General features: G+C 72.0%; 22 protein-coding genes and 1 tRNA gene. 11 read left to right on the top strand and 12 right to left on the bottom strand.

Features of this window, described 5'->3' with window-relative positions; translation table 11 throughout:
* Nucleotides 1-174: 174 nt before the first annotated feature.
* The 6 genes from ACFYWM_RS06680 (at nt 175) to ACFYWM_RS06655 (ending at nt 7589) form a co-directional block, all read left to right on the top strand.
* Complete coding sequence (locus ACFYWM_RS06680; protein WP_389909633.1) at nt 175-1713, top strand: YveK family protein; 1539 nt, start codon at nt 175-177, stop codon at nt 1711-1713.
* Nucleotides 1710-3002, top strand: a complete 1293-nt coding sequence (locus ACFYWM_RS06675) for a hypothetical protein (RefSeq protein WP_389909630.1) — start codon at nt 1710-1712, stop codon at nt 3000-3002. Before ACFYWM_RS06680 ends, ACFYWM_RS06675 begins: the two co-directional genes overlap by 4 nt.
* Nucleotides 2999-4204 carry a hypothetical protein gene (locus ACFYWM_RS06670; RefSeq protein ID WP_389909628.1) on the top strand — a complete coding sequence of 402 codons (1206 nt, stop codon included), beginning with the start codon at nt 2999-3001 and terminating at the stop codon, nt 4202-4204. Before ACFYWM_RS06675 ends, ACFYWM_RS06670 begins: the two co-directional genes overlap by 4 nt.
* Complete coding sequence (locus ACFYWM_RS06665) at nt 4201-5058, top strand: sulfotransferase family protein (RefSeq protein ID WP_389909625.1); 858 nt, start codon at nt 4201-4203, stop codon at nt 5056-5058. Before ACFYWM_RS06670 ends, ACFYWM_RS06665 begins: the two co-directional genes overlap by 4 nt.
* Nucleotides 5046-6422 (top strand): lipopolysaccharide biosynthesis protein, encoded by a 1377-nt coding sequence (locus ACFYWM_RS06660; protein ID WP_389909622.1) that lies wholly within the window; start codon nt 5046-5048, stop codon nt 6420-6422. The genes ACFYWM_RS06665 and ACFYWM_RS06660 overlap by 13 nt, the downstream gene beginning before the upstream one ends.
* Before the next feature lie 135 nt (nt 6423-6557).
* Complete coding sequence (locus ACFYWM_RS06655; protein ID WP_389909619.1) at nt 6558-7589, top strand: sulfotransferase; 1032 nt, start codon at nt 6558-6560, stop codon at nt 7587-7589.
* A 51-nt stretch (nt 7590-7640) separates the two neighbouring features.
* On the opposite strand, the gene ACFYWM_RS06650 is transcribed toward ACFYWM_RS06655, so the two are convergent.
* From ACFYWM_RS06650 to ACFYWM_RS06620, 7 genes are all read right to left on the bottom strand, one after another.
* Nucleotides 7641-9032, bottom strand: coding sequence for a WecB/TagA/CpsF family glycosyltransferase (locus ACFYWM_RS06650; protein WP_389909616.1), 1392 nt, complete (start codon nt 9030-9032; stop codon nt 7641-7643).
* Nucleotides 9032-9973: a glycosyltransferase family 2 protein gene (locus ACFYWM_RS06645; protein ID WP_389909614.1), complete on the bottom strand. Its 942-nt coding sequence runs from the start codon at nt 9971-9973 to the stop codon at nt 9032-9034. The genes ACFYWM_RS06650 and ACFYWM_RS06645 overlap by 1 nt, the downstream gene beginning before the upstream one ends.
* The gene (locus tag ACFYWM_RS06640; RefSeq protein WP_389909611.1) at nt 9970-10929 is read right to left on the bottom strand and encodes a sulfotransferase; all 960 of its coding nucleotides are present in this window, start codon (nt 10927-10929) and stop codon (nt 9970-9972) included. Before ACFYWM_RS06640 ends, ACFYWM_RS06645 begins: the two co-directional genes overlap by 4 nt.
* A gap of 391 nt (nt 10930-11320) precedes the next feature.
* Entirely contained in the window at nt 11321-12583 is a 1263-nt protein-coding gene (cysN, locus tag ACFYWM_RS06635; RefSeq protein WP_389909608.1) for a sulfate adenylyltransferase subunit CysN, read from the bottom strand.
* A 112-nt stretch (nt 12584-12695) separates the two neighbouring features.
* Nucleotides 12696-13610, bottom strand: coding sequence for a sulfate adenylyltransferase subunit CysD (gene cysD / locus ACFYWM_RS06630; RefSeq protein WP_389909605.1), 915 nt, complete (start codon nt 13608-13610; stop codon nt 12696-12698).
* A 19-nt stretch (nt 13611-13629) separates the two neighbouring features.
* Nucleotides 13630-14397 (bottom strand): 3'(2'),5'-bisphosphate nucleotidase CysQ, encoded by a 768-nt coding sequence (locus tag ACFYWM_RS06625; RefSeq protein ID WP_389909602.1) that lies wholly within the window; start codon nt 14395-14397, stop codon nt 13630-13632.
* The gene (locus tag ACFYWM_RS06620; RefSeq protein WP_389910263.1) at nt 14397-15845 is read right to left on the bottom strand and encodes a sugar transferase; all 1449 of its coding nucleotides are present in this window, start codon (nt 15843-15845) and stop codon (nt 14397-14399) included. Before ACFYWM_RS06620 ends, ACFYWM_RS06625 begins: the two co-directional genes overlap by 1 nt.
* 180 nt (nt 15846-16025) lie before the next feature.
* On the opposite strand from ACFYWM_RS06620, the gene ACFYWM_RS06615 reads away from it, so the two are divergent.
* Entirely contained in the window at nt 16026-16508 is a 483-nt protein-coding gene (locus tag ACFYWM_RS06615; RefSeq protein WP_389909599.1) for an exonuclease, read from the top strand.
* Nucleotides 16509-16517: 9 nt separating this feature from the next.
* On the opposite strand, the gene pth is transcribed toward ACFYWM_RS06615, so the two are convergent.
* The 5 genes from pth to ACFYWM_RS06590 all read right to left on the bottom strand — a co-directional run bounded on the left by pth (nt 16518) and on the right by ACFYWM_RS06590 (nt 20908).
* Nucleotides 16518-17123: an aminoacyl-tRNA hydrolase gene (pth, locus tag ACFYWM_RS06610; RefSeq protein WP_389910259.1), complete on the bottom strand. Its 606-nt coding sequence runs from the start codon at nt 17121-17123 to the stop codon at nt 16518-16520.
* Between the two features lie 63 nt (nt 17124-17186).
* Nucleotides 17187-17798, bottom strand: a complete 612-nt coding sequence (locus ACFYWM_RS06605) for a 50S ribosomal protein L25/general stress protein Ctc (RefSeq protein ID WP_389909596.1) — start codon at nt 17796-17798, stop codon at nt 17187-17189.
* A gap of 365 nt (nt 17799-18163) precedes the next feature.
* Entirely contained in the window at nt 18164-19141 is a 978-nt protein-coding gene (locus tag ACFYWM_RS06600) for a ribose-phosphate diphosphokinase (protein WP_389909593.1), read from the bottom strand.
* A 76-nt stretch (nt 19142-19217) separates the two neighbouring features.
* The gene (gene glmU / locus ACFYWM_RS06595) at nt 19218-20669 is read right to left on the bottom strand and encodes a bifunctional UDP-N-acetylglucosamine diphosphorylase/glucosamine-1-phosphate N-acetyltransferase GlmU (RefSeq protein WP_389909590.1); all 1452 of its coding nucleotides are present in this window, start codon (nt 20667-20669) and stop codon (nt 19218-19220) included.
* Between the two features lie 164 nt (nt 20670-20833).
* Nucleotides 20834-20908 (bottom strand) — tRNA-Gln (locus ACFYWM_RS06590).
* Nucleotides 20909-21244: 336 nt separating this feature from the next.
* Between ACFYWM_RS06590 and ACFYWM_RS06585 the strand changes: the two genes are divergently transcribed.
* The 4 genes from ACFYWM_RS06585 (at nt 21245) to ACFYWM_RS06570 (ending at nt 26379) form a co-directional block, all read left to right on the top strand.
* Entirely contained in the window at nt 21245-22186 is a 942-nt protein-coding gene (locus ACFYWM_RS06585) for an acyl-CoA desaturase (RefSeq protein WP_389909588.1), read from the top strand.
* Between the two features lie 41 nt (nt 22187-22227).
* On the top strand, nt 22228-23382 hold the full coding sequence (locus ACFYWM_RS06580) for a TetR family transcriptional regulator (RefSeq protein WP_389909584.1): 1155 nt from the start codon (nt 22228-22230) through the stop codon (nt 23380-23382).
* Nucleotides 23383-23444: 62 nt separating this feature from the next.
* A complete protein-coding gene (locus ACFYWM_RS06575) occupies nt 23445-25508 on the top strand; it encodes an RNA degradosome polyphosphate kinase (protein WP_389909581.1) in 2064 nt (687 codons plus the stop codon).
* Nucleotides 25501-26379: an NUDIX domain-containing protein gene (locus tag ACFYWM_RS06570; protein WP_389909578.1), complete on the top strand. Its 879-nt coding sequence runs from the start codon at nt 25501-25503 to the stop codon at nt 26377-26379. The genes ACFYWM_RS06575 and ACFYWM_RS06570 overlap by 8 nt, the downstream gene beginning before the upstream one ends.
* Nucleotides 26380-26498 lie beyond the last annotated feature (119 nt).

Below are 26498 nucleotides of genomic sequence, written 5' to 3'. Positions count from 1 at the left end.
CCATGCCGTAGCCCCGGAGCGGACGACGGGAAATATCGGATAAATAGTCGTTATCTCCCCGTGATTTGCGGGAGCGGCCCGAAGAAAATCTTGTGTATCGGTTCGGGAAATGGAAACCCGACCTATAGTTCCAAGGGTTCCCAGCGTCTGTTCGCCGGAGAGGCACCCGCACCCATGAGCCCGTCACCGGACGCCCCCGTCCGCCGCGGAGGCGAGGACCTGGCGGACTACGTGTCGCTTCTCCGCCGGCGGTGGCCCATCGTCCTCTCCCTGTTCCTCGCCGGAACCGGTTGCGGCCTCACCCTGCTGTGGCTCACCCCGCCCTCCTACACCGCCTCCGGGCAGGTCCTGGTGACCGCGACCGGCTCCCAGGAGCAGACCAACCAGGTCACCAGCCGCCAGCGCGAACCGCTCAACCTCGACACCGAGGCCCAGGTGGCCCGCTCCGCCGTGGTCGCCGCGAAGGCCCGCCGGCTGTTCGGCGGTCTTCCCTGCGCCGCGGAGGTCTCGGTGCCGCCCAACACCTCGGTCCTGGAGATCTCCTGCGACGCCGCCGACCCGAGGGCCGCGGCCTCGGGCGCGAACGCCTACGCCCTCGCCTACCTGGCCCAGCGCCGCGAGTCCTCCACCGAGACGCTCACGGCCCAGCTCAAGATCGTGCTGCTCAAGCTGAGACAGGCCAACGCGGGTCTCACCAAGGTCGCCACCGAGCTCCCCGGCCTCGGCAGGGGGACCACCGAGCGGGCCCTCGCCCTCCAGCGGCAGAACGTCCTCTCCCGCCAGGTCCACAGCCTCACCGCCCGATACGACGCCCTCAAGACCGTCGCCGTCACCCCCGGCTCCGTGATCAGCCAGGCGACGGCACCGGCCGGCCCCACCACCCCCCGCCCGCCCCTCTACCTGGGCAGCGGCCTGATGGCGGGGCTGCTCTGCGGCGTCGGGGTCGCCTGGCTCCGCGACCGCCTCGACACCGCCCTGCGGACCCCCGCCGACGTCGGGCGCCTGACCGGCCTCGACACCGTCAACGGCGGGGAGGGGCACGACCTGGCGGGCGCGGTGCTCGTGGTCGCCATCCCCGGCACCTCCTCGCGCGAGGTGAGGGACGCCGTACGAGCCCTGAACGACCGTGGGGTCCCCGTGGTCGGCGCGTTCGTCGTCGGCGACGAGGCTCCTCCGCTTCCCGCGCCCTCCGTTCCTTCTGTTTCCTCCTCACGGGTTCCGAGCGCCGCGCAGGCGCCGCGACCTGCCCGTGCCTCGCAGGCCCCCGGCGTCCCGCAGGCTTCCCACGCCTCGCAGGTTCCGTACGGCTCGCGGGCGCCGCAGGTCTCGCCCGCGCCGCTGTCCGATGGGGCGCGAGACCGCGAGAGCCTTCCGAGGAGGGGCGGGCGGCCTCTCGCCGGCCTGGCGAACGGCACGGTGAGCAGCACGGCGAGCCGCATGACGGGCGACCCGGCGAGCGGCATGACCGGCGACCCGTCCGCCCCCGAGCCGCCCGGCGAGGGCCCGCAGGGGCCCGCCCGGCCGGGAACGCGCGGGACGATCGGACCGGCCGGAGCGACCGGAGCGACCGGAGCGAGCGGGACCGGCGGCGCCGGGTCACGCGGGGTGTACGCACCGGCCGGAGCGCCCGAGGCTCCGCTCTCCTCCCACGCGTACGGGAACGTTCCATCCAACCGGCAGGCGGCGGTCGGGCGGAGGGGGCGCAGGTCGTGAGAGGTCCGCGCCCGGCCGCCTGGCCGATCGCCGCGCTCCTGGTGGGATACCCGGTCTGGTGGGCGCTCGGCTTCGGGGGCCTGTCGGTGATCGTGCTGGCCCCGGCGATGGCGCTGGTCCTGTGGCGGAGGCGGCCGATCAGGGCGCCGCGCGGCTTCGGGCTCTGGCTGCTGCTCCTGGCGGGCTACGTGATCAGCGCGCTCATGCTCGGCGAGATGCCCCCCGGCACCTATGGCGAGTTCGGCGCCGGGCGCCTGGTCGGCTACCTGATGCGCCTGTGCCTCTACGTCTCACTGTTGATCATGGTGCTCTATCTGGGCAACCTGACCGAGGAGGAGCTGCCGCAGCTCACCCTGGTGCGCATGCTCGGCGCGCTGTTCGTCACGACCGTCGCGGGCGGCCTGCTGGGCGTGTTCGCCCCGCGCGCCGAGTTCACCTCGCCGGTCGAGATGGTCCTCCCCGGCTGGATCAGCGGCAACTCCTTCGTCCACAACCTGATCCACCCCACCGCCGCCCAGATGCAGAAGGTCCTCGGCCACGCCTCGCCGCGCCCCGAGGCGCCGTTCGAGTGGGCCAACGCCTGGGGTGGCAACCTCTCGGTGCTGCTCGTCTGGTTCGTGGTCGGCTGGTGGGTGTACGGCGGGCCGCGCAGGCGCCTGGCCGTGATCCCGCTGGTCGCGCTCGCCGCGATCCCCGTCGTCTACTCGCTCAACCGCGGCCTGTGGATCGGGCTCGGCGTCGCCGCCGCGTACGTCCTGCTCCGCCTGGGCACCCGGGCCCGCGTCGCGGCCTGCGCGGCCCTGGCGGCGGGGGCGCTGGCGTTCGCCCTCAGCCCGCTGCAGGCGATGGTGGCCCAGCGGCTCGACCGCCCGCACAGCAACGACATCCGCGCCTTCACCGTCTCCGCGACCATCGCCGCCGCGGGCACCGCGCCGCTCATCGGGTACGGCAACACCCGCAACGCCACGGGCAACCACCGGACGATCACCACCGGCAAGAGCGACTGGTGCCCCACCTGCGGCCACCCGCCGCTGGGCGGTGACGGCCAGCTCTGGCACCTGATGATCACGCAGGGGTTCACCGGGGCCGCGCTCTACGTGGCGTTCTTCGCCGGGGCCGTCCGCCGCCACTGGCGTGACCGGAGCCCGATCGGCCTGGCGGGGGTCCTCGTGATGATCCTCACCCTCCTCTACATGTTCGTCTACGACGGGCTGGTCACCCCGCTCAGCCTGTACCTCGTCTCGTTCGCGCTGCTCTGGAGGAACTCGATGCCGAGCACGGCCGCATGAACGACGCCCGCGCCCGCCTGCGCTACCTGGACCAGACCCTCGACCTGCTGTTCCCCGGCCCCGGCGACCCGAGCCCGTACACCCTGCTCCCGCACCGCCTGCTCCCCCGCAGGCTGGTCCCCCGCGCGTGGTGGCACCCCGGCGGGAGGGTCACCGTGCCGTCGGGCCGGGACGGCATCGAGAGCCACCTGAGCGAGGTGTTCGGCACCCCCGTCCGCGTCACGTTGCGCGTGCGGCCCGCCCGGCGGGCCAACCGCAAGCCGATCCTGGAGGCGCGCGCCGCCGACGGGCCGATCGCCTTCGTGAAGATCGGCGACACCGACCTGACCCGGGAGCTCGTCGCCCACGAGGCGCGGACGCTCGGCCTGCTCGCCGGTGTACCGCTGAAGACCGTCGTCCCGCCCGCCGTGCTGCACCACGGATCGTGGCGCGGCCTGTCCGTGCTGGCGCTGACCCCGCTTCCGGTACGGCGGGGGCGGATACCCGGCGACGTCCTCACCGACGCGATCGCCGAGATCGCCCGCATCCCCGGGGACCGCGTCCCGGGCCACGTCCCGGGCCACGTCCCGGAGCGCGCCCCGCTCGGCGAGCCCGCCGGGGGAGCCCCGGACCCGAGGGCCCCGCTCACCGGAGGCACGGCTCCGGCGGCCTCGATTCCCGGAGACACGGCTCCGGCAGGCCGGCTTTCCGGAGACACGGCTCCGGCGGGTTCGCCTCCCGGAGGCATGACTCCGGCGGGCCCGCCTTCCAGAAACACCGCTCCGGCCGGTTCGCCTTTCGGAGACACGAGGCCGGGCCCCGGGGAGCCGGAGCCGTCCTCCGGGCAGGGGTTCTCCTGGCCCGGGTTCTCCTGGCACGGTGATCTGACGCCGTGGAACATCTCGCGCGGCCCCGACGGGCGGCTGCTGGTCTGGGACTGGGAGCGGTTCGGCACCGGGGTGCCGCTGGGCTTCGACGCCGTCCACCACTTCTTCCAGCGGGCCCTGCGCCGCGACGCCCCGGCCGTCGCGGCCAGGGCCTGCGTGGCGCGGGCCCTGCGGATCCTCGCCCCGTTCGGGCTGTCGGCCGCCGAGGCCCGGCTGACCGCGCTCCGCTACCTGATCGCCCTCGCCGACCGCCACGCGGCCGACGGCCACGCGCCCCTCGGCCCGCCGGAGCTCTGGCTCACCCCCCTCGCCGACTCCCAGGAGGCCCTCCTGTGAAGCCCGCGCTGAAGCGTTCGGCCCACGCGGCGTCGGAGGTCGTAGGCCGCCTCACCTCGGGAAGCCGGGTGCTGCCCTCCTTCCTCATCATCGGGGCGCAGCGCTGCGGCACCACCTCCCTGTACCGCGTCCTGTCCCAGCACCCGCTCATCCTGAAACCCGTCCTGCGCAAGGGCGTGCACTACTTCGACACGGCGTACGACCGCGGCCTGTCCTGGTACCGGGCGCACTTCCCGCTGCGCGTGTCGGCCTCCCGGCCGGCCCGCAGGTACGGCTACCGCCCCCAGGCGTTCGAGTCGTCGCCCTACTACCTGTTCCACCCGCTGGCCGGTCCCAGGATCGCCCGCGACCTGCCAGGCGCAAAGCTGATCGTGCTGGTCCGAGACCCCGTCGAGCGTGCCTTCTCCGCGCACGCCCACGAGCTGGCGAGGGGCTTCGAGACGGAACGGTCCTTCGCCAAAGCCGTGAGGCTGGAGGAGGAGCGGCTGGCCGGGGCGGCGGAGGCCCTGCGCGCCTCGCCGCACGCGACGAGCCTGGCCCACCGCCACCACGCCTACCTCGCCAGGGGCCGTTACGCCGAGCAGCTCGCCCGGCTGGACCCGCTGGTCGGCCGCGACCGGCTGCTCGTCCTCGACAGCGGCAGGTTCTTCGCCGAGCCCGACCTCGCCTACGACCGCGTGCTGGCGTTCCTCGGGCTGCCGCACCTCGGCGACCCAGTGTTCGAGCGGCACAACACCCGGGCCAGGCCGGGCCCCATGTCCCGCAAGCTCCGTCGCGAGCTGACGGCCCACTTCGAGGAACAGGACACCCTGCTCACCTCGTGGCTGGGCACGGAGCCGTCGTGGCGCCGCTGATCCCGGCCCGCCTGGCGGGGCTGACCGGGGCCACGCGGGGCGGGGTGGCGGGGCTGGCGGGAGCGGGAGCGGGGGCCGCCGCGCAGTTCCTGACGGTCGTACTGGTCACCAGGGGGACGGGGCAGGAGACGGCCGGACTCTTCTTCTCGGGAACCGCCCTGTGCCTGACGGTCGCCGCGGTCCTGCGGCTGGACGCCGGGAACGGGCTGGTCCACTTCATCGCCAGGTCCCGGTCGTCCGGCTACCACCGCGCCTCCGGCTACGTCCGCGCCGCGCTCGTCCCGGTCGCGGCGCTCTCGCTCGCGACCGGCGCGGCGGTCGTCCTCACCACCTCCGACCCGGTGCTGCGGGTGCTGGCGGTGGCCCTGCCCGCGGTGGCGTGCTCGGGCGTCGTGGTGAGCGCGACGCGCGGGTTCGGCTCGATGCGGCCGACCGTGCTGCTGGACGGGGTGCTGCAGCCGACGGCCCAGCTGCTCCTGGTCGGGGCGGTGGTGCTCGCGGGCCGCGACTCCGTGCCGCTGCTCGCCACGGCCTGGGCGCTGCCGTACCTGCCGGTGCTGCTGCTGGCCTCGATCTGGCTGCGCCGCCGACTGACCCGGACCCCGCACCCGCCGGGCACCGTTCCTCCTCCGGGCACCGCTTGTTCACCGGGCGCCGCGCGCGACCTGTGGCGCCACACCTGGCCCCGGTCGCTGGCGTCCGGGATACAGGCGGTGTTCCAGCGGCTGGACGTCGTGATCGTGGCGCTGCTGGCCGGGCCGGCCGAGGCCGCCGTCTACACCGCCGCCACCCGTTTCAAGATCGTGGGTCAGCTGGCCGGTCAGGGGCTGGCGCAGGCCACGCAGCCGAGGCTGGTGCGGGCCCTGGCGGAAGGCGACCTGCCGCGCGCCCGGCGGCTGTACCGATCGGCCACCCTCTGTCTGGTCATGCTGACCTGGCCGATCTGGCTGGGGTACGCCGCGCTCGCGCCCTGGCTGCTCGGCGCCGTCTTCGGGGACGGCTACGCCGGCGGCGCGCCGGTGGCGTTCGTGCTGGCCGCGACGATGATGCTCGCCACGGCGTGCGGGATGGCCGACGTGGTGCTCACCTCCGCCGGGCACACCGGCTCCAGCCTGGCCAACCTGGTCGCCGCCGTCGCGACGGCGGTGGCGCTGGACCTGCTGCTCATCCCCTCGATGGGCTCGCTCGGCGCCGCCCTGGGCTGGGCGGGGGGTACGGCGGTCAAGAACCTGCTACCCCTCTGGCGCATCCACCGCCTGTACGGCCTGCACCCCTTCGACACGCACAGCCTGACCACCCCACACACGCGACAGGCACCACGAGCGCACGACCCGACCGTCCCGCACACCCGGCAGGCACCGTGACCAAGCGACCCGACCACCGGACACCGTCCCGGCGACCCCAGGATCTGAACACGAGGTGGGCACCGTGACCACGCGACCCGGCCGCCCCGGGCACCGTGCCCGGCGACCCGAGGACCTGGGAGCGGGGTGGGCGCCATGACACCCGTGCTGGTCACCGGGCTGCCCAGGACCGGGACGAGCTGGACGGGCAGGATGCTCGCGGCGAGCGGGGAACTGGTCTACGTCAACGAGCCGCTCAACCCCGAACACCCGCCGGGCCGCTCCCCGGGCGTCCTCGACGCCGTGGTCGGCCATCGCTTCCAGTACATCTGCCCCGACAACGAGCGGGCCTGGCTGCCCGCCTTCACCCGCACGGTCGCGCTGCGCTACGGGTTCCTGGCGGAGTTGCGCCGCAACCGGTCGCCGTACGACCTCGCGCGGATGGTCCGGTACGGCACCGCGTTCACGCTGGGGCGGCTGGGCGGGCGCCGGGCGCTGCTGGACGACCCGTTCGCGCTGTTCTCCGCCGGGTGGTTCACCGACCGGCTGGGCTGCCGGGTGATCGTCCTGACGCGCGACCCGGTGGCGTTCGTCGGCAGCTGGCAGCGGCTCGGCTGGACGGTCTACTTCCACGAGCTGCTCGAACAGCCGCTGCTGATGCGCGACCAGCCCCATCTGGAGGCGTTGCGCCCGCTGATCGGCTCCCAGGACCGCGTCGCCAAGGCCGTGGCCCTGTGGCGGGCGGCCGGGATCACCGCCGCCGGCCTGGCCGAGCGGCACCCGGGGATCATGCTGGCCCGCTACGAGGACCTGGCCCGTGACCCCCTGGCGGGCTTTCGCCGCCTGTACGAGTGGGCGGGCCTGAGCTGGTCGGCCCGCGCCGAGGAGCGCGTCCGCCGCGCGTGCACGGCAGCGCCGGAAACGGCCGTACCGGGCACGGCCGCGTCAGGCAGGGTCTCGTCGGACAGGGGCTCGTCGGGCAGGGGCTCGTCGGGCAGGGGCTCGTCAAGCACGACCGCATCGGAGAGGCCCGCCTCGGGCACGGGCTCCGGTGGCTTCGCCTGGAGCGGCCTGTCCCGCACGGCCTACCGGCCGATGGACTCGCGCCGTGCCCTCGCCGAGGCCGGTGCCCGGCTGAGCCCCGAGGAGGCCCTCCGGGTCAGGGAACTGGCCTCCGCGAAACGCTGACGACCGCTCAAGACGACCGGAAAACGACCGGCACTCCAGGGCTCCAGGACCTCAGGAGAAAAGACCTCGCACGAGGGAGACCGTGAGGAGCCTGAGCGCGTACGGCAGGTCGTCGACCAGATAGCGGCGGGCGAGCCTGCCCGGCTCCCGTGTCAGCCGGAAGAGCCACTCCAGGCCGCCACGGCGCATCCACGTCGGCGCCCGCCGGACGGTGCCCGCGGCGAAGGCGATCGCCGAGCCGCAGCCGAGGAACCAGGTGCCCGGCAGGTCCCTGCGGAGCGAGGCGATGAGCCGTTCCTGCCGGGGGAAGCCGAGCCCGACGAAGACCAGCCGGGGCGCGGCGGCGATCACGGCGTCACGCACCCGGGCGTACGTCTCCGGATCGTCCTCGAACCCGTACGGCGGGGTGCCGACCCCCGCGATCACCAGTTTCGGATGGCGGTTCACCAGCTCCCGGGCCGCCTGCGCGGCCGCGCCCCGGGGGCCGCCCAGCAGGTACACGGGATGGCGGTAGAAGGCGGCCGCCTCCGACAGGGACCAGATCAGGTCGGCGCCGGTGACCCTGCCGGGGAGGGGGGTGCCGAGCAGTCTCGCCGCCCATACCAGCGGCATGCCGTCCGCCACCGCGAGGTCGGCGCGCTCGACGAACCGGCGGGCCTGAGGGTCTCGGGCGACGGTCCGGCTGATGTCGACGTTCGGGGTGACGAGATGGCCGCCCTCACCGCGTTTCAGAGCGGCGACCACGTGGTCGACGACCTCGCTCTCGGTCATCGGGTCGACGGCGACCCCCGCCACGTGCACGCGCCTGCGCAACCGCCTGCGGGTGGCCCTGTCGGGCCTGGGCCTCCGGCGGGGGACGGCCGAGGTCGTCCCCCGCCTGGCGACCGGCGTTCCGGCCCGCCCTGCGACGGCGGGCAGGCCGGGCACCGGATCGTGACCGGTGGTCGCGGACCGGTGGTCGGCGGGCGACGGGACCGGCGGCACGGCGTCACGGTCGGCCGGGGCTCCGGCCCGCCCCACCACGGACGGCACGACCGGCGGCACGGCGTCACAGGCGGCCGGGGCTCCGGCCCGCCCCACCATGGAGGGCACAACCGGCGGGTCGTGGTGCGCGACCACCGACGGACGCTCGGCGGCCCACCCCGATACGGGCGGACCGGAGCGAACCATGGCACGTGAACGCTCGGCGACCTGTCCGGGTGCGGGCGGGACGTGGCGAACGGTCGCGCGCGGGCACTCGGCGGCCTGCCCGGCCGTGGAGGGAGCGAGCAGCGAACCGTGGCGGGGGAACACCGGCGGGCGCTTGACGGCCTGTCCTGCCGTCAGGAGCGAGGCGACCGGCGGGCCGTGAGGCGGACGGCCGGCGGCCCGGTCCGTCGCGGGCGGCACGATCCAGACACCGTGCCGGAGGGTCACCCTCGGCTGCTCGACGATGGGCGCCATCAGATGCCGTGCCCCCGGTGGTTCAGGACGCTGAGCATGGTCCTCGCGGGGACCAGGCCCGCCGCCACCGCGAGCGCGATGGGCGCGCGGGGCTCGCCGTGGCGGGCGGTGAACGCCCGCCAGGCCCAGCGGCCCGCCTCCCGCCGCTGGCCGAGGGCCGCGTGGTGGAAGGCGAGCTGGCCGTAGACCCGCGCCGCGCCGCGCGGATCCACGGCCAGATCAGGGTGCCGGGCCAGCATCCACTGCAGCCCGGCGATCCGGTCGGCCCAGCGGGCCACGTACGAGGAGCCACCCCAGCGCACCCGGACCAGGGGCCGGTCGACGTGCACGATGGGGTGCTGGGCGGCGGCGCGCAGCGCCAGGTCCCAGTCCTCGTTCTGGCCCTTGGGGGCGCTCTCGTCCGCCCAGAGCCCGCCACGCCGGAACAGGAACGTCGAGGAGTGCACCATCACCATCCGCGAGCGCACCAGGTGGCGGTAGGTGACGCGGTTCGTCCCGGCCAGCCTGGGGATGCGGCGCGATCCGTACTCGACCTCGATGGCGCAGCTGCAGAAGCGCGCGTCCGGCTCCGCCTCCAGGGCGGCGACCTGGGCCTCGACCTTGCCGGGCAACCACAGGTCGTCGTCGTCGCAGAAGGCGACCATGTCGGTGCCGAGCGCCGCGATGCCGGTGTTGCGGGCACCGGGCAGGCCCGGGGTGAGCCGGTTGGCCATCACCCGCACCCCGCGCGCGGGCGCCTCGCGCAGACCCGGCGCCAGTGCCCGGCTGGCCAGGAGATCGGCCACCTGGTCGGCGACCCATGCCGGATCGCCCCCGTCCACCACGACGACGACCTCGACGGGGCCCGGGTGGTCCTGGCCGAGCACGGCGAGCGTGGCCGCGCGCAGCTGGTCAGGCCGGTGCCCCCGGGTGGGGATGACGACACCCACCGATGCGTTCACACGAGTCTCCTGTGGTAGCCGTATTTGATCATGAGGGGCCAGGTCAGCGCGGCGACCAGGCGCGACTGCCGGGACGACGCGACGGCACGCCAGCTGTCGTCCCTGGTCAGCTCCGTGCGGCCGACCGTGAAGCGCACCGGGTTGCCCGACGCCGTGTGCGCCGTCGAGAACTCCGCCCAGCCGCCCGAGAGGAAGTCGAGGCGGCACGGGAGGCCGATCCTGGCGATCACGCGCCTGAGCGTGTCGGCCGGGGCGTCGAGCAGGTCCTCGTAGCGGATCCGGGTGACCGGGACACCTCTGCGGGCGAGGAGTTCGAGGCTGAGGTTCTCGCTCAGCCAGTGCAGCGAGGTGCGGGAGGGCGACCAGTGGGTCATCGGGCGCCCGTCCTCCGGACGCGCGACCCTCCTGCGCCAGGAGTGCGCGACCGCGCGGGGGTCGCGGACCACGTGGACGACCTGGACGTCGACCCCGGCCGCCGCGAGACAGAAGGCCAGCGAGGCGTGCTTGCTGGAGTCGATCACGACCGGGCAGTCGGCGACCTCGCCCGCCGCGTTGTACAGGTCGCGGTGGACCGCGGCGTACTCGTCCAGCTCGGCGGTGCCGGGGGTCGGCCACCTGCCGGTGCCCGCCTGCTCCTCGGCCAGCAGCCTGGCCAGGGTCGGGACGCGGCGGGTCCGGTCGACACGGGACCTGAGCGCGATCATCCGGCGGGCCAGGCCCTCGGACCAGCCGCCGAACGCGCGCTCGCCGACCTTCTCCCAGAAGGGGCACGACCCGAAGCGCTCGCCGCAACCGCAGGACTCGTCCGCGAGCACGCTCCTGGCCCAGAGGTGGACGACCTCGCCGAGCGGCGCGATGCCGGGGACCTCCCCGAGCAGGCGCTCCAGCAGCGTGGTCCCGCTGCGGCCCAGGCCGCCCAGGAATACCACCCGAGCAGGTGACGGACTATCAGACACAGGCACGAATCCTTACCCGACGGATACGGAACGTGCCGAGGCTAGCGCGGAGCGTAACGGAGGAGTCAGAGAACGGACAAAGGATCTACCCAGCGGGTGTAACGCCGCCCGTCTCCTGAACGGGGAGGCACCGAAGCCCCGCCCGGCGCGCCCCTCCCACCGCGCGAAAGACGCGCGGCCCGGCGTGGCTCTCCCGTCGCGTACGGGAGAGCCACGCCGGGCCGCGGGGGCCCGAGGGGGGCGACCCGGCGGCGCGGGACCAGCCCGCGCCCCCCCGGGTGTTTGTGGTGGGGGGCCCCCCCCTGACCGGCCCCCCATGCCGGGGGGCCCGGGGGGCGACCCCCGGCCCGAGGGGGTGCCCCCCCCCCGGGCCGCGGGCGACGAGTGGCGCCTACCGGGCGTCGACGATCATGCCGGCGCCGACCGTGTTGTTGGTGGACTCGTCCACCAGGATGAACCCGCCGGTGAGGCGGTTGCGGGCGTAGTCGTCCACGAACAGGGGCTGGGTGACGCGGAGCGAGACCCGCCCGATCTCGTTGAGCCCGAGCGACTGGGCCGTCTCGTCCCGGTGCAGGGTGTTGACGTCCAGCCGATAGTGCAGGTCCTTGACCAGGGCGCGGGCCGTGCGGGTGGTGTGCTTGACGGTCAGCTTGGTGCGCGGGGCCAGCTTGGTGGCGTCGCCCATCCAGCAGATCATCGCCTCCAGCTCCTGGGAGACCTGCGGCTGGTTGTTCGGGCGGCAGATCATGTCGCCGCGCGAGATGTCGATGTCGTCCTCCAGCCGGAGGGTGACCGACATCGGCGGGAACGCCTCGTCGACCGGCCCGTCGAAGGTGTCGATCGACGCGATGCGCGTGGCCAGGCCGGAGGGCAGGTGCATGACCTCGTCACCCGGCTTCAGCACCCCTCCGGCGACCTGGCCCGCGTAGCCTCGGTAGTCGTGCAGGGAGGGGTCGGTGGCCCGCTGCGGGCGGATGACGTACTGCACCGGGAAGCGCACGTCGACCAGGTTGCGGTCGGAGGCGATGTGCACGTGCTCCAGGTGGTGGAGCAGGGAGGACCCGTTGTACCAGGGCATGTTCTCCGAGCGGGACACCACGTTGTCGCCGTGCAGCGCCGAGATCGGGATGAACGTCAGGTCCGGCGCGTTCAGCTTGGAGGCGAACGCTGTGAACTCCTCGCGGATCTCCTCGAACCGCTCCTGGGAGTAGTCGACCAGGTCCATCTTGTTGACGGCCAGGACCAGGTGCGGCACCCGGAGCAGGGTGGTGAGGAAGGCGTGCCGCCGCGACTGCTCCAGCACGCCCTTGCGCGCGTCGATCAGGACGATCGCCAGGTCGGCGGTGGAGGCGCCGGTGACCATGTTCCGGGTGTACTGGATGTGCCCGGGGGTGTCGGCGATGATGAACTTGCGCTTGGGAGTGGCGAAGTAGCGGTAGGCCACGTCGATCGTGATGCCCTGCTCCCGCTCGGCCCGCAGGCCGTCGGTGAGGAGCGACAGGTCGGTGTACTCGGTGCCGCGGTCGCGGGAGGTGCGCTCGACGGCTTCCAGCTGGTCCTCGAAGATCGCCTTGGAGTCGAAGAGCAGCCGCCCGATGAGGGTCGACTTTCCGTCGTCGACACTTCCCGCCGTGGCGAAGCGAAGAATGTCCATCAGAGCTGCTCTCCAGGGGTCGTACGGCGTGCGCGGCGGGACCGCGCGGGAAGGGGCTCGCGGAAGACCGGACGGGCCGGGTGGCACGGGGAACCGGGGAGACGGACGCTCACTAGAAGTATCCCTCCCGCTTGCGGTCCTCCATGGAGGCCTCCGAGGCGCGGTCGTCGGCACGGGTGGCGCCGCGCTCGGTGATCCGGGTCACCGCGATCTCCTCGATGATCGCCTCGACCGTCGCGGCGCCCGACTGGACGGCTCCGGTGCAGGTGATGTCGCCGACCGTCCGGTAGCGGACCGTCATGTCCAGGAGCGACTCGTCGTCGTCGCGGGTGATGAACTCGCTGTCGGCCAGCAGCATGCCGTCGCGCTCGAACACCTTGCGGGTGTGGGCGAAGTAGATCGAGGGGATCTCGATCCCCTCGCGCCGGATGTAGTCCCAGATGTCGAGCTCGGTCCAGTTGGACAGCGGGAACACCCGGATGTGCTCGCCCTTGCGGATCCTGGCGTTGTAGAGGTTCCACAGCTCGGGGCGCTGGTTCTTCGGGTCCCACTGGCCGAAGTCGTCGCGGAAGGAGAACACGCGCTCCTTCGCGCGGGCCTTCTCCTCGTCGCGGCGGGCGCCGCCGAACACCGCGTCGTACTCGTTCTCCTCGATCGCGTCCAGCAGCGTGGTGGTCTGCAGCCGGTTGCGCGAGGCCCTGCGGCCGGTCTCCTCGACGACGCGTCCGGCGTCGATGGAGTCCTGGACGCTGGCGACGACGAGGCGGGCGCCCAGCTCCGCGGCGCGGCGGTCGCGGAACTCGATCACCTCGGTGAAGTTGTGCCCGGTGTCGACGTGCATCAGCGGGAAGGGAATCGGCGCCGGCCAGAAGGCCTTCTCCGCGATGCGGAGCATGACGATCGAGTCCTTGCCCCCCGAGAAGAGCAGACAGGGACGCTCGAACTCCGCCGCGACCTCGCGCATGATGTGAACAGCCTCTGCCTCGAGGACGTCGAGCTGCGACGTGGTGTAGTCGCGCTGAAGCATCAGACTCTCCTAGCGGGGATTAGCGGTGCAGATCCCGGATTCCAGCGAGCAACGTTGGCGCCAGTCCCGGTAGGGATACAAGAATATCCGGCAGCGAGGGGTCGGGCTGGTTGTAGATCAGCGGCGAGCCGTCGACGCGGCTCGCGTGGACCCCGGAGGCGAGGGCCACCGCGACGGGCGCGGCCGAGTCCCATTCGTACTGGCCCCCGGCGTGCACGTAGGCCTCGACCTGGCCGGTGAGCACGGCGGAGATCTTGGCGCCCGCCGAGCCGATCGGCACCAGGTCGGCCGCGGCGAGGCGGGCCAGCTCCCGCACGAACTCCGGCGGGCGGGTCCGGCTGACCGCGATCCGCGGCCTGGCGCCCGCCTCGGGGGCGGGCGGCACGGGAGGTTCGAGGGTGGAGAGCGTACGGCCCTGGGCGGGCAGCGCGACGGCCCCGGCCGTCAGCGTGCCGCGCTCCCAGAGCGCCACGTGGACCGCCCAGTCGGTGCGGCCCTCCTCGGCGAACTCGCGGGTGCCGTCGAGCGGGTCGACGATCCAGACCCGCTCGGCGCGCAGCCTGCGCGGGTCGAGGCGCTCCTCGCTGGTCGCCTCCTCGGACAGCACGCTGTCATCCGGGCGCAGCCGGGACAGGGCCTCCATCAGGAACACGTGGGAGGCGGCGTCGCCCTCCTTGCGAAGCTCGGACGGGTCGCCGAAGCCCCGCTCCGCGCGCAGGGCCGCCAGCTTCTCGCCGGCCGTCGTCGCCAGCTCCGCGGCGAGTGTGTGATCGTCGCGAACGGTCATCAATATGCTCCAGCTCCTCGCGCGACAGCCGACCAAGTCTTCCACAGGATCTGCAGGTCCAGCATGAGGGACCAGCTCTCCACGTAACGCAGGTCCAACCGTACGGATTCCTCCCAGGAGAGGTCGGAACGACCACTCACCTGCCAGAGGCCGGTCATCCCCGGTCTGACGAGTAATCGGCGGCGGACGTCGTCACCGTACCTGGCGACCTCCTCGGGCAGCGGCGGCCGGGGGCCGACCAGGGACATGTGCCCCAGGACCACGTTGATCAGCTGGGGCAGCTCGTCCAGCGAGTGGCGGCGCAGCCGGGCGCCCAGCGGGGTCACCCTCGGATCCTCGCGGATCTTGAAGAGCATGCCGGGCCCGTCACTGGAAAGGGTGATCTTCCGGTGCTCGGCGTCGGCGCGCATCGTCCGGAACTTGTAGATCGTGAACTCGGCGCCGTCGCGGCCCACCCTCGTCTGCCGGAAGAGGGCGGGCCCCGGCCCCGAGGCGCGTACGGCCAGCGCCACCCCCGCCAGCAACGGCAGCAGCGCCGCCAGCAGCAGCCCGGCCCCCACCCGGTCGAACAGGTTCTTGAGCGCCTGGCGCAGGCCGGAGATCTCGGGGTGGTCCACGTGCAGCAGCGGCAGCCCCGCCGCCGGGCGGATGGTGGTCCGCGGCCCGGCCACCTCCATCAGCGCGGGGGCCACGATCAGGTCCGTGTCGCTCTTCTCCAGCCGCCAGGCCAGCCGCCGCAGCGCCACCCCGTCCATCTCCGGGCAGGCGAGCACGGCCACGGTGTCGGCCGAGACCTGCCCGACCGCGAGCGCGACGTCGGAGAGGTCGCCCAGCACCGGCACGCCCTCCACGTCGCCCGTCCCGTCGTGCGGGGCACACGCCGCGACGACCTCCATGCCGTGGTAGCGCGCCCCGCGGAACCCGCGGACCAGCTCGGCGATCGCCGCCCGGTGGCCCACGGCCACCACCCGCCGCATGCACGCGCCCCGAGCCCGCCTGCGGTGCAGGCGGCGGCGCAGGGCGTAGCGCGCGAGGAGGGTGAGCAGCGTCGTCAGCGGCAGCGCCAGCACCACGTAGCCCCGGGCCACCTCGATCTTGGTGAGGTAGGCGCAGACGGCGAGGGCGGCGGTGAGCATGAAGCCGCACTGCAGGATCCGCTGGAACTCCTCCGAGCCCAGGCCGATCAGCCGGGGCTCGTAGACGCGGTTCAGCGCGACCACGCAGACCCAGACGGCGGGCAGGGCCGCGCTCAGCACGACGTACGGGAAGACGTAGGCGGTAACCTCGCCGAATCGAACGAACAGCGCGAGGGCCCCGGCTAGGGCGGCGCAGGCCGTGTCGGCGGCGACGGCCGTCGCACGGTACTCCCGCACCCAGCCCGGCACGCGCCGGCGCGCGGCCGGAACGGGCCCGGGCCCGGTCTCCTGTGCGGCCTGGACCTCGGTCACGTCGCGCACGCGCTCCCCCTGCGTAACCGTTCACGGACAGACAGTTATGGAATGGTAGCGGCGGCGAAAGAGGCCCGAAGGTTGAAGACCGAAACGTACATCTCTGTGGACGTCGAGGCCGATGGTCCCATTCCGGGACCGTATTCAATGGTCAGCCTCGGTATGACCGTGGCCGGACGGATGACCGGAAAGGTCTTCGAGCCGGTGGACCCGCAGGCTCACACGCACTACGTGGAGCTGCGGCCGATCAGCGACGACCACGTCCCCGAGGCGCTCGCCGTGAGCGGGCTGGACCGGGAGACGCTGCTCCGCGAGGGCCGCGACCCGTCCGAGGCGATGCGGGAGGCCGCCGCGTGGGTCCGCGAGGTGTGCGGGAACAGCTCGCCGGTGCTGGCGGCCTACCCGCTCTCGTACGACTGGATGTGGATCTACTGGTACTTCATGCGCTTCACCGGCGTCTCGCCGTTCGGGCACTCGCGCTGCGTCGACCTCAAGACGCTGTACGCGGCCAAGGCGGGCGTGCCGATCGGCTGGGCGACCAAGCGGCAGATGCCCGAGCACCTGAGGTCCCGGCGGCCGCACACCCACAACGCGCTGGACGACGCGATCGAGCAGGCCGAGCTGCTGCAGAACCTGATGGCGTTCGACCCGCCGCGCCCCTGAGCGGACCGGTTACCGGGGCGGGCCGGAGACGTTCAGGTCTCCGGTGTGGAAGGCGTTCTGGGTCGGCTCCAGGCCGGCCCTGATCAGCGACTCCACCACGTCGGCGGCCCGGTCGACCAGGAACGCGAGGTCCTTGCGCTCGGCGGTGGCGAAGTCGCGCAGGACGTAGGCCGCGGCGTCCATCCGGCCGGGCGGGCGGCCGATGCCGAACCGCACCCGCAGGTAGTCCTTGGTCGCCAGCGACTTGGTGATCGACTTCAGTCCGTTGTGGCCGTTGTCGCCGCCCCCGAGCTTCGCCCTCAGCGCGCCGTACGGGATGTCCAGCTCGTCGTGGACCACGACCACGCGGGCCGGGTCGACCTTGTAGAAGTCGGCCAGGGCCTTGGTCGGCCCGCCGGAGAGGTTCATGAAGGACAAAGGCTTGGCCAGCACGGCGGGGACGCCCGCCAGGCGGCCCTCCATCACCTCGGCCCGCGACCTGTGCGCCTTGAACCGTCCCCCGGCTCGCGCGGCGAGCTCGTCCAGGACCATGAACCCCGCGTTGTGCCGGTTCCCGGCGTACTCCGGCCCGGGGTTTCCCAGGCCCACGACCAACCAGCGGTCCACGATCGGTATCCCTTCACACGCGCGTCAGGGCGGCCCGGTGCCGGGCCGCCCTGACAGATCTAGCAGAGAAAACTACTCGGCGCTCTCGGAGCTCTCGCCCTCGGCGGCCGGGGCGGCCTCGGCCGTCTCGGCGGCCTCGCCCTCCGGCTCGGCGGTCGGGGCCGCGGAGACGATCAGGACCAGCGCCTCGGGGTCGGCGGCGAGGGTCGTGCCCTTGGGCAGCTTCAGGTCGGCGGCGGTGATCTGGGTGCCGACCTCCAGGCCCTCGACGTCGACCTCGACGCCCTCGGGGATGTGGGTGGCCTCGGTCTCGACGGAGACGGAGACGAGCTGCTGGTCGAGGATGCCGTCGGCGACCTCGCCCACCACGGTGACGGGGATGTCGACGGTGACCTTCTCGCCGCGACGGACGAGGATGAGGTCGACGTGCTCCAGGAAGCCCTTGATCGGGTCACGCTGGACACCCTTGGGCAGGGCCAGCTCGGCCACCGCGCCCTCAAGGCGGATCAGCACGTTCGGCGTACGCAGCGCGAGCAGCAGCTCGTGACCCGGAAGGGACAGGTGCTGGGGGTCGGTGCCGTGCCCGTAGAGGACGACGGGGACCTTGTTCTCGCGACGGATCTTGCGGGCGGCGCCCTTGCCGAACTTGTCACGGAGCTCGGTGGTGATGACCACTTCGGACATGGCTGATCTCCTAGGGATCTCGGGAATCGGAAAGGTGCGTTCCCCCTCACCCGCCCTAGCGGAAGGCGTTACGAACGCACGCAATCCCACAACCCTACCGTGTCAACGGTGACGCGGGACGCACCGCGGCCCCGACCGCCCTCGGAAGAGCCCTGGTCGCCCTCCCCGAAAGGGCCCGGCCGCCCCCTGGAAGAGCCCTGGTCCGCCCTCCCGGAAGGCCCCGGTCGTTTCCCGGAAGACCTTCGCGGAAAGCCCCGGCCGTTTCCCGGAAAGGCCGGAGCGGCGGTCCGGGCGGCGGAAGGCCCCGCCCCGGGAAGCACGTGGACGACGGGTCCGGCGAGTTCGCGGGAGACGGGGCCGGGGTGTCAGCTGTCGCCCTCGAAGAGGCTGGTCACCGAGCCGTCGTTGAAGACCTCGTTGATCGCGCGGGCGATCAGGGGGGCGATCGACAGCACGGTCAGCTTGTCGAACCTCTTCTCCTCCGGGAGCGGCACCGTGTTGGTGACGATGACCTCGGAGATCCCGGAGTTCTTCAGCCGGTCGACCGCGGGGTCGGAGAACACCGCGTGGGTGGCGGCCACGACCACGTTGGTGGCGCCCTGCTCGTACAGCGCGTCGGCCGCCTTGCAGATCGTCCCCGCGGTGTCGATCATGTCGTCGATGAGCACGCAGGTCCGGCCCTTGACCCGGCCGACGACTTCGCTCACCTTCACCTGGTTGGCGACGTCGAGGTCGCGGCGCTTGTGGATGAAGGCCAGCGGGGTGCCCAGCGTGTCGGCCCAGCGCTCGGACAGGCGCACCCGGCCGGTGTCGGGCGAGACGACCGTGGTCGTGGCCAGGTCGAGCTTGTCCTTGAGGTAGTTGACCAGGACGGGCATGGCGAACAGATGGTCCACCGGGCCGTCGAAGAAGCCCTGGATCTGGGAGGTGTGCAGGTCGATCGACATCAGCCGGTCGGCCCCGGCCGTCTTGAACATGTCGGCCATCAGGCGGGCGGTGATGGGCTCGCGGCCCCGGCCCTTCTTGTCCTGGCGGGCGTAGCCGTAGAACGGCATGATCACGGTGATCCTCTTGGCGGAGGCGCGCTTGAGGGCGTCCACCATGATCAGCTGTTCCATGATCCACTTGTTGATCGGCCAGGTGTGGCTCTGCATGACGAAGGCGTCACAGCCGCGGACCGACTCCTGGTACCGGGCGTAGATCTCCCCGTTGGCGAAGTCGCGCAGCGTCGTCGGCGCCGCGTCGACCCCGAGGTGGCTCGCCACCTCGTCCGCCAGTTCCGGGTGGGCGCGCCCGGAGAAGAACATCAGGTTCTTCTCGCCCGTCTGCTTGATGCCGCTCATGCCGTTCCCCTCGTCTGACGGCACGTCGACACCGGTGCGACGCTGCCGTGCCCGTCGGGCCGCTCGCTTCGCTCACTCACGTCTGGCTCCCCTGCTGTTTCCCGGCTTCGGCGGCTCTTAACGCCGCCGCGGCCGATCTGGTGCCCGCGCGCCTTCGCACGACCCACCCTTCGATGTTGCGCTGTCGCGCGCGGGCCACCCCGATGGCCCCGGGGGGGACATCGGCGTCGATGACCGAGCCCGCGGCCGTGTACGCGCCGTCACCGACGGTGACCGGCGCGACAAGCATGGTGTCGCACCCGACGAAGGCGCCCTCGCCCACCGTCGTGTGGTGCTTGTCGACCCCGTCGTAGTTGACGAAGATCGCCGAAGCGCCGATGTTGGCGCCCGCGCCGATCGTGGCGTCGCCCACGTAGCTCAGGTGGGGCACCTTGGCTCCCTCTCCGACCTGGGCGTTCTTCATCTCGACGTACGTCCCCGCCTTGGCCTTGCGCGCCAGGACCGTGCCGGGGCGCAGGTAGGCGTACGGCCCGACCAGGGCCTCGGGGCCGATCACGGCGTCGACGCAGACGGCGTTGCGCACCAGCGCGCCCTCGCCGACGATCGTGTCGGTCAGGGTGCTGGCGGGGCCGACCTCGGCGCCCTCGGCGACCGTCGTGCAGCCGTGCAGCTGGGTTCCCGGGTGGATCACCACGTCCGGTTCGAGGATGACGTCGACGTCGACCCAGGTGGTGGCCGGGTCGATCACGGTCACCCCGGCCCGCATGTGGCCCTCCAGCAGGCGCGTGTTGAGCACCTTGCGGGCGAAGGCCAGCTGCACGCGGTCGTTGACGCCCTCCACCTCCACGTAGTCGGCCGCGACGTGCGCGCCGACCCGGTGGCCGTCCTCCCGCAGGATCGCGAGGACATCGGTGAGGTACTCCTCGCCCTGGGCGTTGGAGGCGGACACCCGCTTGACCGCGTCGGCGAGCAGGAGGCCGTCGAAGGCGTAGACGCCGGAGTTCATCTCCTTGATGGCCCGCTGCGCGGGGTCGGCGTCCTTCTCCTCGACGATCTCCAGGACGGCGCCCGAGTCGTCGCGGACGATCCGGCCGTAGCCGTACGGATCGGGGACCTCGGCCGTGAGCACGGTGACGGCGTTGCCGTCCTCTCCGTGCCGTCCGAGCAGGGCGGCGAGGGTCTCGGTACGCAGCAGCGGCGTGTCGCCGTAGGTCACCAGGACGGTGCCGCCGATGGTGCCGGACGCCTCCAGCGCGGTCCTGACCGCGTGGCCGGTGCCCTTCTGCTCGGCCTGGACGACGGTCCGCGCGTCGGGGTCGGTCCCGGCGAGATGCGCCTGGACCCGTTCCCGCTCGTGGCCGATGACGACAATGAGCCGCTCGGGTTCGAGGCCCCGGGCGGCGACGAGCACGTGGTCGACCAGGGTCCGGCCGCACAGCTCATGGAGGATCTTCGGTGTTCTCGACTTCATCCGGGTGCCCTCGCCTGCGGCGAGGACGATGACGGCTGCCGGGCGCGGCACACTCACGGACGAGGCTCCCTCGGCGTCGCGGCTGAGACATGGCGAAGCGCGATGACAGATGTCCACCCCAGGGGGGTGACGTCGTCACCTGCTCGACAACGTGAGGATACCTTCCCCCTCGGGAAGCCACTCAGCCGACCAGCCGAGTGAATAAAACAGACACACAGGGATGGCTCCGGCACCAGGACTCGAACCTGGACAACAAGGACCAAAACCTTGCGGGCTGCCAATTACCCAATGCCGGATCGGCCAGGCGATCAGGACGGTGCCCGAGCACCCGGCACCCCTACGATACAGAGCCCGCGCCGCCGAACGCGCCTCGTTTCCGGACCCTCTTCGACGGCCTCCTCCGGGCCCGTGCGCCCGCCATCCGCGCCCGCACGGCCGGGCGCGCGCGAGGGGCCTCGTTTAGCAGGTCAGCCGGGGGTAGAACAAGTGATGGACCCGCTACGGCGTTAATCCCGAAGAGTCATGTTCCAGACATTCGGTTCTTAGGTGTTCCTAACTTACGATGGCGTAGGTTACGGTGGCGTAGCCGCATATGAGTCCTTGGCCTTTTCCGAGCCACCGCGAGGTAGCGCATGACCCTCATCGAAGAACGGCCTGCTTCGGGCCCCAAACCTGACTTCGACCCCGAGCGAAAGACCCTGCCCGAGATCATCACCTTCGGGGTGGTGGTCGGCGCCCCGCTGATCGCCCTGGTGGCGGCCGTGCCGTTCGCCTGGGGCTGGGGACTCGGCTGGTCCGACATCGTCATCGCGGGCGTCTTCTACGTGGTCACCGGCCTGGGCGTCACCGTCGGCCTGCACCGCCACTTCACCCACGGTTCCTTCAAGGCCAAGCGCCCGCTGAAGATCGCGCTGGGCATCGCCGGCAGTCTCTCGATGGAGATGTCGGTGCTCGACTGGGTCGCCACCCACCGCAAGCACCACAAGTTCTCCGACAAGGAGGGCGACCCGCACTCGCCGTGGCGCTTCGGCACCGGCTTCGTCGCGGTGTCCAAGGGCCTGCTCTGGGCCCACATGGGCTGGCTGTTCGAGGCCGACCGGGCCAACCGGGAGAAGTACGCGCCCGACCTGGTCAAGGACCCCGACATCATCAAGCTGCACAAGCTCTTCCCGGTGCTGGCGATCACCACGATGGTCGCCCCCGCGCTGCTGGGCGGCCTGCTGACCTGGTCGTGGTGGGGCATGGTGACCGGCTTCTTCTGGGGCACGCTGGTCCGGATCGGCCTGCTGCACCACGTGACCTGGTCGATCAACTCCATCTGCCACGTCTTCGGCGAGGAGGCCTTCGAGTCGCGCGACAAGTCGCGCAACGTGTGGTGGCTCGCCATCCCCTCCTTCGGCGAGTCCTGGCACAACCTGCACCACTCCGACCCCACCTGCGCCCGGCACGGCGCGCTGAAGGGGCAGATCGACCTCAGCGCGGGTGTCATCCGCTGGTTCGAGAAGGCCGGATGGGCGTACGACGTCCGCTGGCCGACTCCCGAGCGCCTGGCCGCCAAGCGCATCGCCGCCTGACGCGGGGTTGGGGTGCCGTCCGGGAGCGGGGAAACGCCATTATGAGAACCGTGAGCGAACCCCGACGGCGCATGTCAGGTAAGGAACGCAGGGAACAGCTGATCCAGATCAGCAGGACCCTCTTCGCGGAGAAAGGGTTCGACGGCACCTCGGTGGAGGAGATCGCGGCGACCGCCAACGTCTCCAAACCGGTGGTCTACGAGCACTTCGGCGGCAAGGAGGGCGTCTACGCGGTCGTCATCGACCGGGAAATGCAGAAACTGCTGAGTCTGGTGACCGAGGCGCTCTCCGCCTCGCACTCGCTGATCAAACTGGAGCGGGCGGCCCTGGCCCTGCTGGCGTACGTGGAGGAGAACAGCGAGGGTTTCCGCATCCTCGTCCGCGACTCGCACGCCGCCTCGGGGACCGGCACGTTCGCCAGCCTGATCAACGACATCGCCAGCCAGGTCGAGGACGTCATGGTCGACGAGTTCGTCGAGCGCGGCTACGACCCCAAGCTGGCTCCCATGTACGCCCAGATGCTGGTCGGCATGGTGGCGCTGACCGGCCAGTGGTGGCTGGACGTGCGCAGGCCGCCGCGCGAGGAGGTCGCCGCCCACCTGGTCAACCTGGCCTGGAACGGCCTGACCGGGCTGGATCCCACCCCCCGGCTGACCGCCGCCTCGCGCGGCCTGGAGCACCGGCTGGCCAACCCTCCGCAGCGGCCGGCCGAACAGCAACCCCACCCGTCCGGCCCGCAGCCGCACGTCGAGGGAACGGAGGGGGAGTTACGCGCCGCGGGGACCCCCGGCGCACAAGGGGAGCCGCAGCCGCCCCCGGCCGGGGAGAGCCAGGCCCCGCGCTCCGAGTTACCGCCGCCCCCGACGGAGAAGGAGCTCCGGGAGCTGGAGAAGGCGCGCGAGCGCGAGCTGAGGAACCAGGAGAAGCTGCGCGAGCGCGAGCTCAAGGAGCGGGAGAAGCTGCGGCAGCGCGAGCAGCGCGAGGCCGAGAAGCTGGCCAGGGAACTGGAGAAGACACGGCTCCGCGAGCAGCGGGAGCTGGAGAAGGCCCGCGAGCGGGAGTATCGGGAGCAGCAGCGATTACTGAGGGAGCAGGAGAAGGCGCGTCTCAAGGAGGCCAAAGCCGCCGAGCGCGACGCCCTCAAGCAGGCGAAGCTGATCGACCAAGAGCGGGAAAAGCTTGAACCAAGTGAGTAAGCAACAGCGCTCGTTGAGACTAAATTAACGTTCCGTTCAATCAAAGCGGGCATTCTGGTCATATGTCCGCTGAACTCGTTCGTCCCACTTCCGACGGGCTTCCTCTACCCCAGGAGCGCTTCCTCAACCGAGAGGAGAGCTGGCTCCAGTTCAACCAGCGAGTCCTGGAGATGGCGGAGGATCCGTCCCTGCCTCTGCTGGAGCGGGTGCGGTTCCTGGCCATCTTCGCCAGCAACCTCGACGAGTTCTTCCGCGTCCGGGTGGCCGGACTGAAAAGAAGGATGGCCACCGGACTGTTACTCCGTACGAAGAGCGGGCTGAAACCCCGCGAGGAGCTGGCCAGGATCGCGGCGATCGCCAACGACCTCGCCCAGCGGCAGTCGACCTGCTTCTACGAGCGGATCTGCCCGCAGCTGGGCGCCGAGGGCATCGAGATCGTGCGGTGGGACGACCTGGGCCGCGACGAGCGCGGCGAGATGCGCAAGCTCTTCAGGGAGCGGATCAGGCCGGTGCTGACGCCGCTGGCCGTCGACCCCGCCCACCCTTTTCCCTACATCTCGGGCCTGTCCCTGAACCTGGCCGTCACCGTCCGCAACCCCACGACCGGCAACACGGTGTTCGCCAGGGTGAAGGTGCCCAGCCAGCTCCCCCGCTTCGTCACGGCGTCCGTGAACCGCTTCGTCCCGCTGGAGGACGTGATCGCCGCCCACCTCGGGCAGCTGTTCAAGGGCATGGAGATCGTCGAGCACCACGTCTTCCGGGTGACCCGCAACGAGGACCTCGACGTCGACGAGGACGTCACCGAGAACCTCATGCAGGCGCTGGAGCGCGAGCTGCTCAAGCGCCGCTTCGGCCCCCCGGTCCGGCTGGAGGTCGAGGACACCATCACCCCCGAGGTGCTGGACCTGCTGGTGGACGAGCTGGGGGTGGCCGAGCACGAGATCTACCGGTTGCCGGGGCCGCTGGACCTGACCGGGCTGCACGCGATCGCCGACCTGGACCGGGGTGAGCTGAGCTTCCGCCCGTTCGTGCCCGCGGAGGTCGTGCACGTCGAGGACGACATCTTCGCGGTGCTGCGCGAGCGGGACGTGCTGCTGCACCACCCATACGACTCGTTCTCCACGAGCGTGCAGCGCTTCATCGAGCAGGCCGCGGCCGACCCCGCCGTGCTGGCCATCAAGCAGACGCTCTACCGCACCAGCGGCGACTCGCCCATCGTGGACGCGCTGATCGACGCCGCCGAGGCGGGCAAGCAGGTCGTCGTGGTGGTGGAGATCAAGGCCAGGTTCGACGAGCACGCCAACATCACCTGGGCCCGCAAGCTGGAACGGGCCGGATGCCACGTCGTCTACGGCGTCGTGGGGCTGAAGACCCACTGCAAGCTCGCCCTGGTCGTGCGCCAGGAGTCCTCCGGCGAGCTGCGCAGCTACTGCCACATCGGCACCGGGAACTACAACCCCAAGACCGCCAGGCTGTACGAGGACCTCGGCCTGCTCACCGCCGACCGGCTCGTCGGCGAGGACGTCACGGACCTGTTCATCCACCTGACGGGCTACTCCAACCACTCGGCCTACCGGCGGCTGCTGGTCGCCCCGCACTCCCTGCGCGGCGGGCTGCTGGCCAGGATCGAGCGGGAGATCTCCCACCAGGAGGCGGGCCGCCCGGCCAGGATCAGGATGAAGACGAACTCCCTGGTCGACGAGCCCATCATCGACGCCCTCTACCGGGCGTCACGGGCCGGCGTACCGGTGGACCTGTGGGTACGGGGGGTCTGCACGCTCCGTCCCGGCATCCCCGAGATGTCGGAGAACATCAGGGTCAGGAGCGTGCTGGGCCGGTTCCTCGAACACTCGCGGATCTACGAGTTCGGCCACGGCCGGCGCCCGGAGATCTGGATCGGCAGCGGCGACATGATGCGCCGCAACATCGAGCGCCGGGTGGAGGCGCTGGTCAAGGTCTCCAGCCAGCAGCAGCGCAACTACCTCAGCGACCTGCTGGACCGGGCCATGTCCGACGACACCGCGACCTGGTGGCTCAACTCCGACGGGACCTGGACCCGCCACCCCGGCGACGACCTGCAGACCTACCTGATCGGCACCCGCCGGTGGAGAACGATCGATGACTGAGCACGACACCCGCGGGGACGACATGATCCACGCGGCCGGGGCCGTCGTCTGGCGCGGCTCCCCGGACGCGCCGGAGGTCGCCCTCGTCCACCGGCCCAAGTACGACGACTGGTCCTTCCCCAAGGGGAAGCTGAAACGCGGCGAGCACCCCCTCGCGGGCGCGCTGCGCGAGCTGGCCGAGGAGACGGGCGTCACCGCGGAGTTCGGCCGGTCGCTGCCGTCGAGCCACTACCTGAAGGGCGGGCGGCCCAAGCGCGTCGACTACTGGCTGGCCAGGATGGTCGCCGAGGGTCCCCGTACCGACACGCGCGAGGTCGACGACGTGGTCTGGCTGCCGGTCGGCGAGGCCGAGCGGCGCCTGAGCTACGAGTGGGACGCCGGGCTGCTCCGCGCGCTCGGCGAGGTCTCTCCGGCGACCACCCCGCTCGTCCTGGTACGGCACGGCCTGGCGGGCAACCGGCAGGACTGGGAGGGCGACGACGACGAGCGGCCGCTCGACCGGCGCGGGCGCGCCCAGGCGGAGGTGCTGGCGGGCGTGCTGGGCGCCTTCCGCCTCACGGAACTGGTCAGCTCCCCCAGCAGGCGCTGCGTGCAGACTTTGGAGCCGTACGCCGGGCGGGCCGGTCTGCCGATCCGGCTCGAACCCGTGCTGTCGGAGAACGGCTACGACTCCCGGGCCACCCTGCGCCTGGCCGCGGAGGCGATGGCCTCGAACCGGCCCGTGGCGCTCTGCAGCCACGGCAAGGTCCTGCCCGATCTGATCGCCGGGCTCGACGAGCGGGCGGGCGGCACCCGGCTGTCCAAGGGCGCGTTCATGGTCCTGCACCACGCGGGCGGCGACGTCGTGGCCGCGGACGCCTACGACGTCTGACCTCCACCGGGTTCGCGGCCCCGGCCCTCTCCGGACCGGGGTCGCGCACCGCCGGGTCCCGCCGATCGCGACCCCGGAGGGCGCCCCCTCCGGCGAGATCCGCGGGTCTGTCGTGCGGG

The organism is Streptosporangium sp. NPDC002721 (genome assembly GCF_042888905.1).
In the GTDB taxonomy this organism is placed as follows: domain Bacteria; phylum Actinomycetota; class Actinomycetes; order Streptosporangiales; family Streptosporangiaceae; genus Streptosporangium.
This window is presented reverse-complemented; position numbering and strand designations above follow the sequence as displayed.

Excerpts from the sequence above, each read along its gene's own strand:
- ACFYWM_RS06680 (WP_389909633.1), top strand. The coding sequence starts at position 175 with ATGAGCCCGTCACCGGACGCCCCCGTCCGCCGCGGAGGCGAGGACCTG.
- ACFYWM_RS06670 (WP_389909628.1), top strand. The coding sequence starts at position 2,999 with ATGAACGACGCCCGCGCCCGCCTGCGCTACCTGGACCAGACCCTCGAC.
- ACFYWM_RS06655 (WP_389909619.1), top strand. The coding sequence starts at position 6,558 with ATGACACCCGTGCTGGTCACCGGGCTGCCCAGGACCGGGACGAGCTGG.
- ACFYWM_RS06650 (WP_389909616.1), bottom strand. The coding sequence starts at position 9,032 with ATGGCGCCCATCGTCGAGCAGCCGAGGGTGACCCTCCGGCACGGTGTC.
- cysN (WP_389909608.1), bottom strand. The coding sequence starts at position 12,583 with ATGGACATTCTTCGCTTCGCCACGGCGGGAAGTGTCGACGACGGAAAG.
- cysD (WP_389909605.1), bottom strand. The coding sequence starts at position 13,610 with ATGCTTCAGCGCGACTACACCACGTCGCAGCTCGACGTCCTCGAGGCA.
- ACFYWM_RS06625 (WP_389909602.1), bottom strand. The coding sequence starts at position 14,397 with ATGACCGTTCGCGACGATCACACACTCGCCGCGGAGCTGGCGACGACG.
- ACFYWM_RS06615 (WP_389909599.1), top strand. The coding sequence starts at position 16,026 with ATGACCGGAAAGGTCTTCGAGCCGGTGGACCCGCAGGCTCACACGCAC.
- ACFYWM_RS06605 (WP_389909596.1), bottom strand. The coding sequence starts at position 17,798 with ATGTCCGAAGTGGTCATCACCACCGAGCTCCGTGACAAGTTCGGCAAG.
- ACFYWM_RS06600 (WP_389909593.1), bottom strand. The coding sequence starts at position 19,141 with ATGAGCGGCATCAAGCAGACGGGCGAGAAGAACCTGATGTTCTTCTCC.
- ACFYWM_RS06585 (WP_389909588.1), top strand. The coding sequence starts at position 21,245 with ATGACCCTCATCGAAGAACGGCCTGCTTCGGGCCCCAAACCTGACTTC.
- ACFYWM_RS06580 (WP_389909584.1), top strand. The coding sequence starts at position 22,228 with ATGAGAACCGTGAGCGAACCCCGACGGCGCATGTCAGGTAAGGAACGC.
- ACFYWM_RS06575 (WP_389909581.1), top strand. The coding sequence starts at position 23,445 with ATGTCCGCTGAACTCGTTCGTCCCACTTCCGACGGGCTTCCTCTACCC.
- ACFYWM_RS06570 (WP_389909578.1), top strand. The coding sequence starts at position 25,501 with ATGACTGAGCACGACACCCGCGGGGACGACATGATCCACGCGGCCGGG.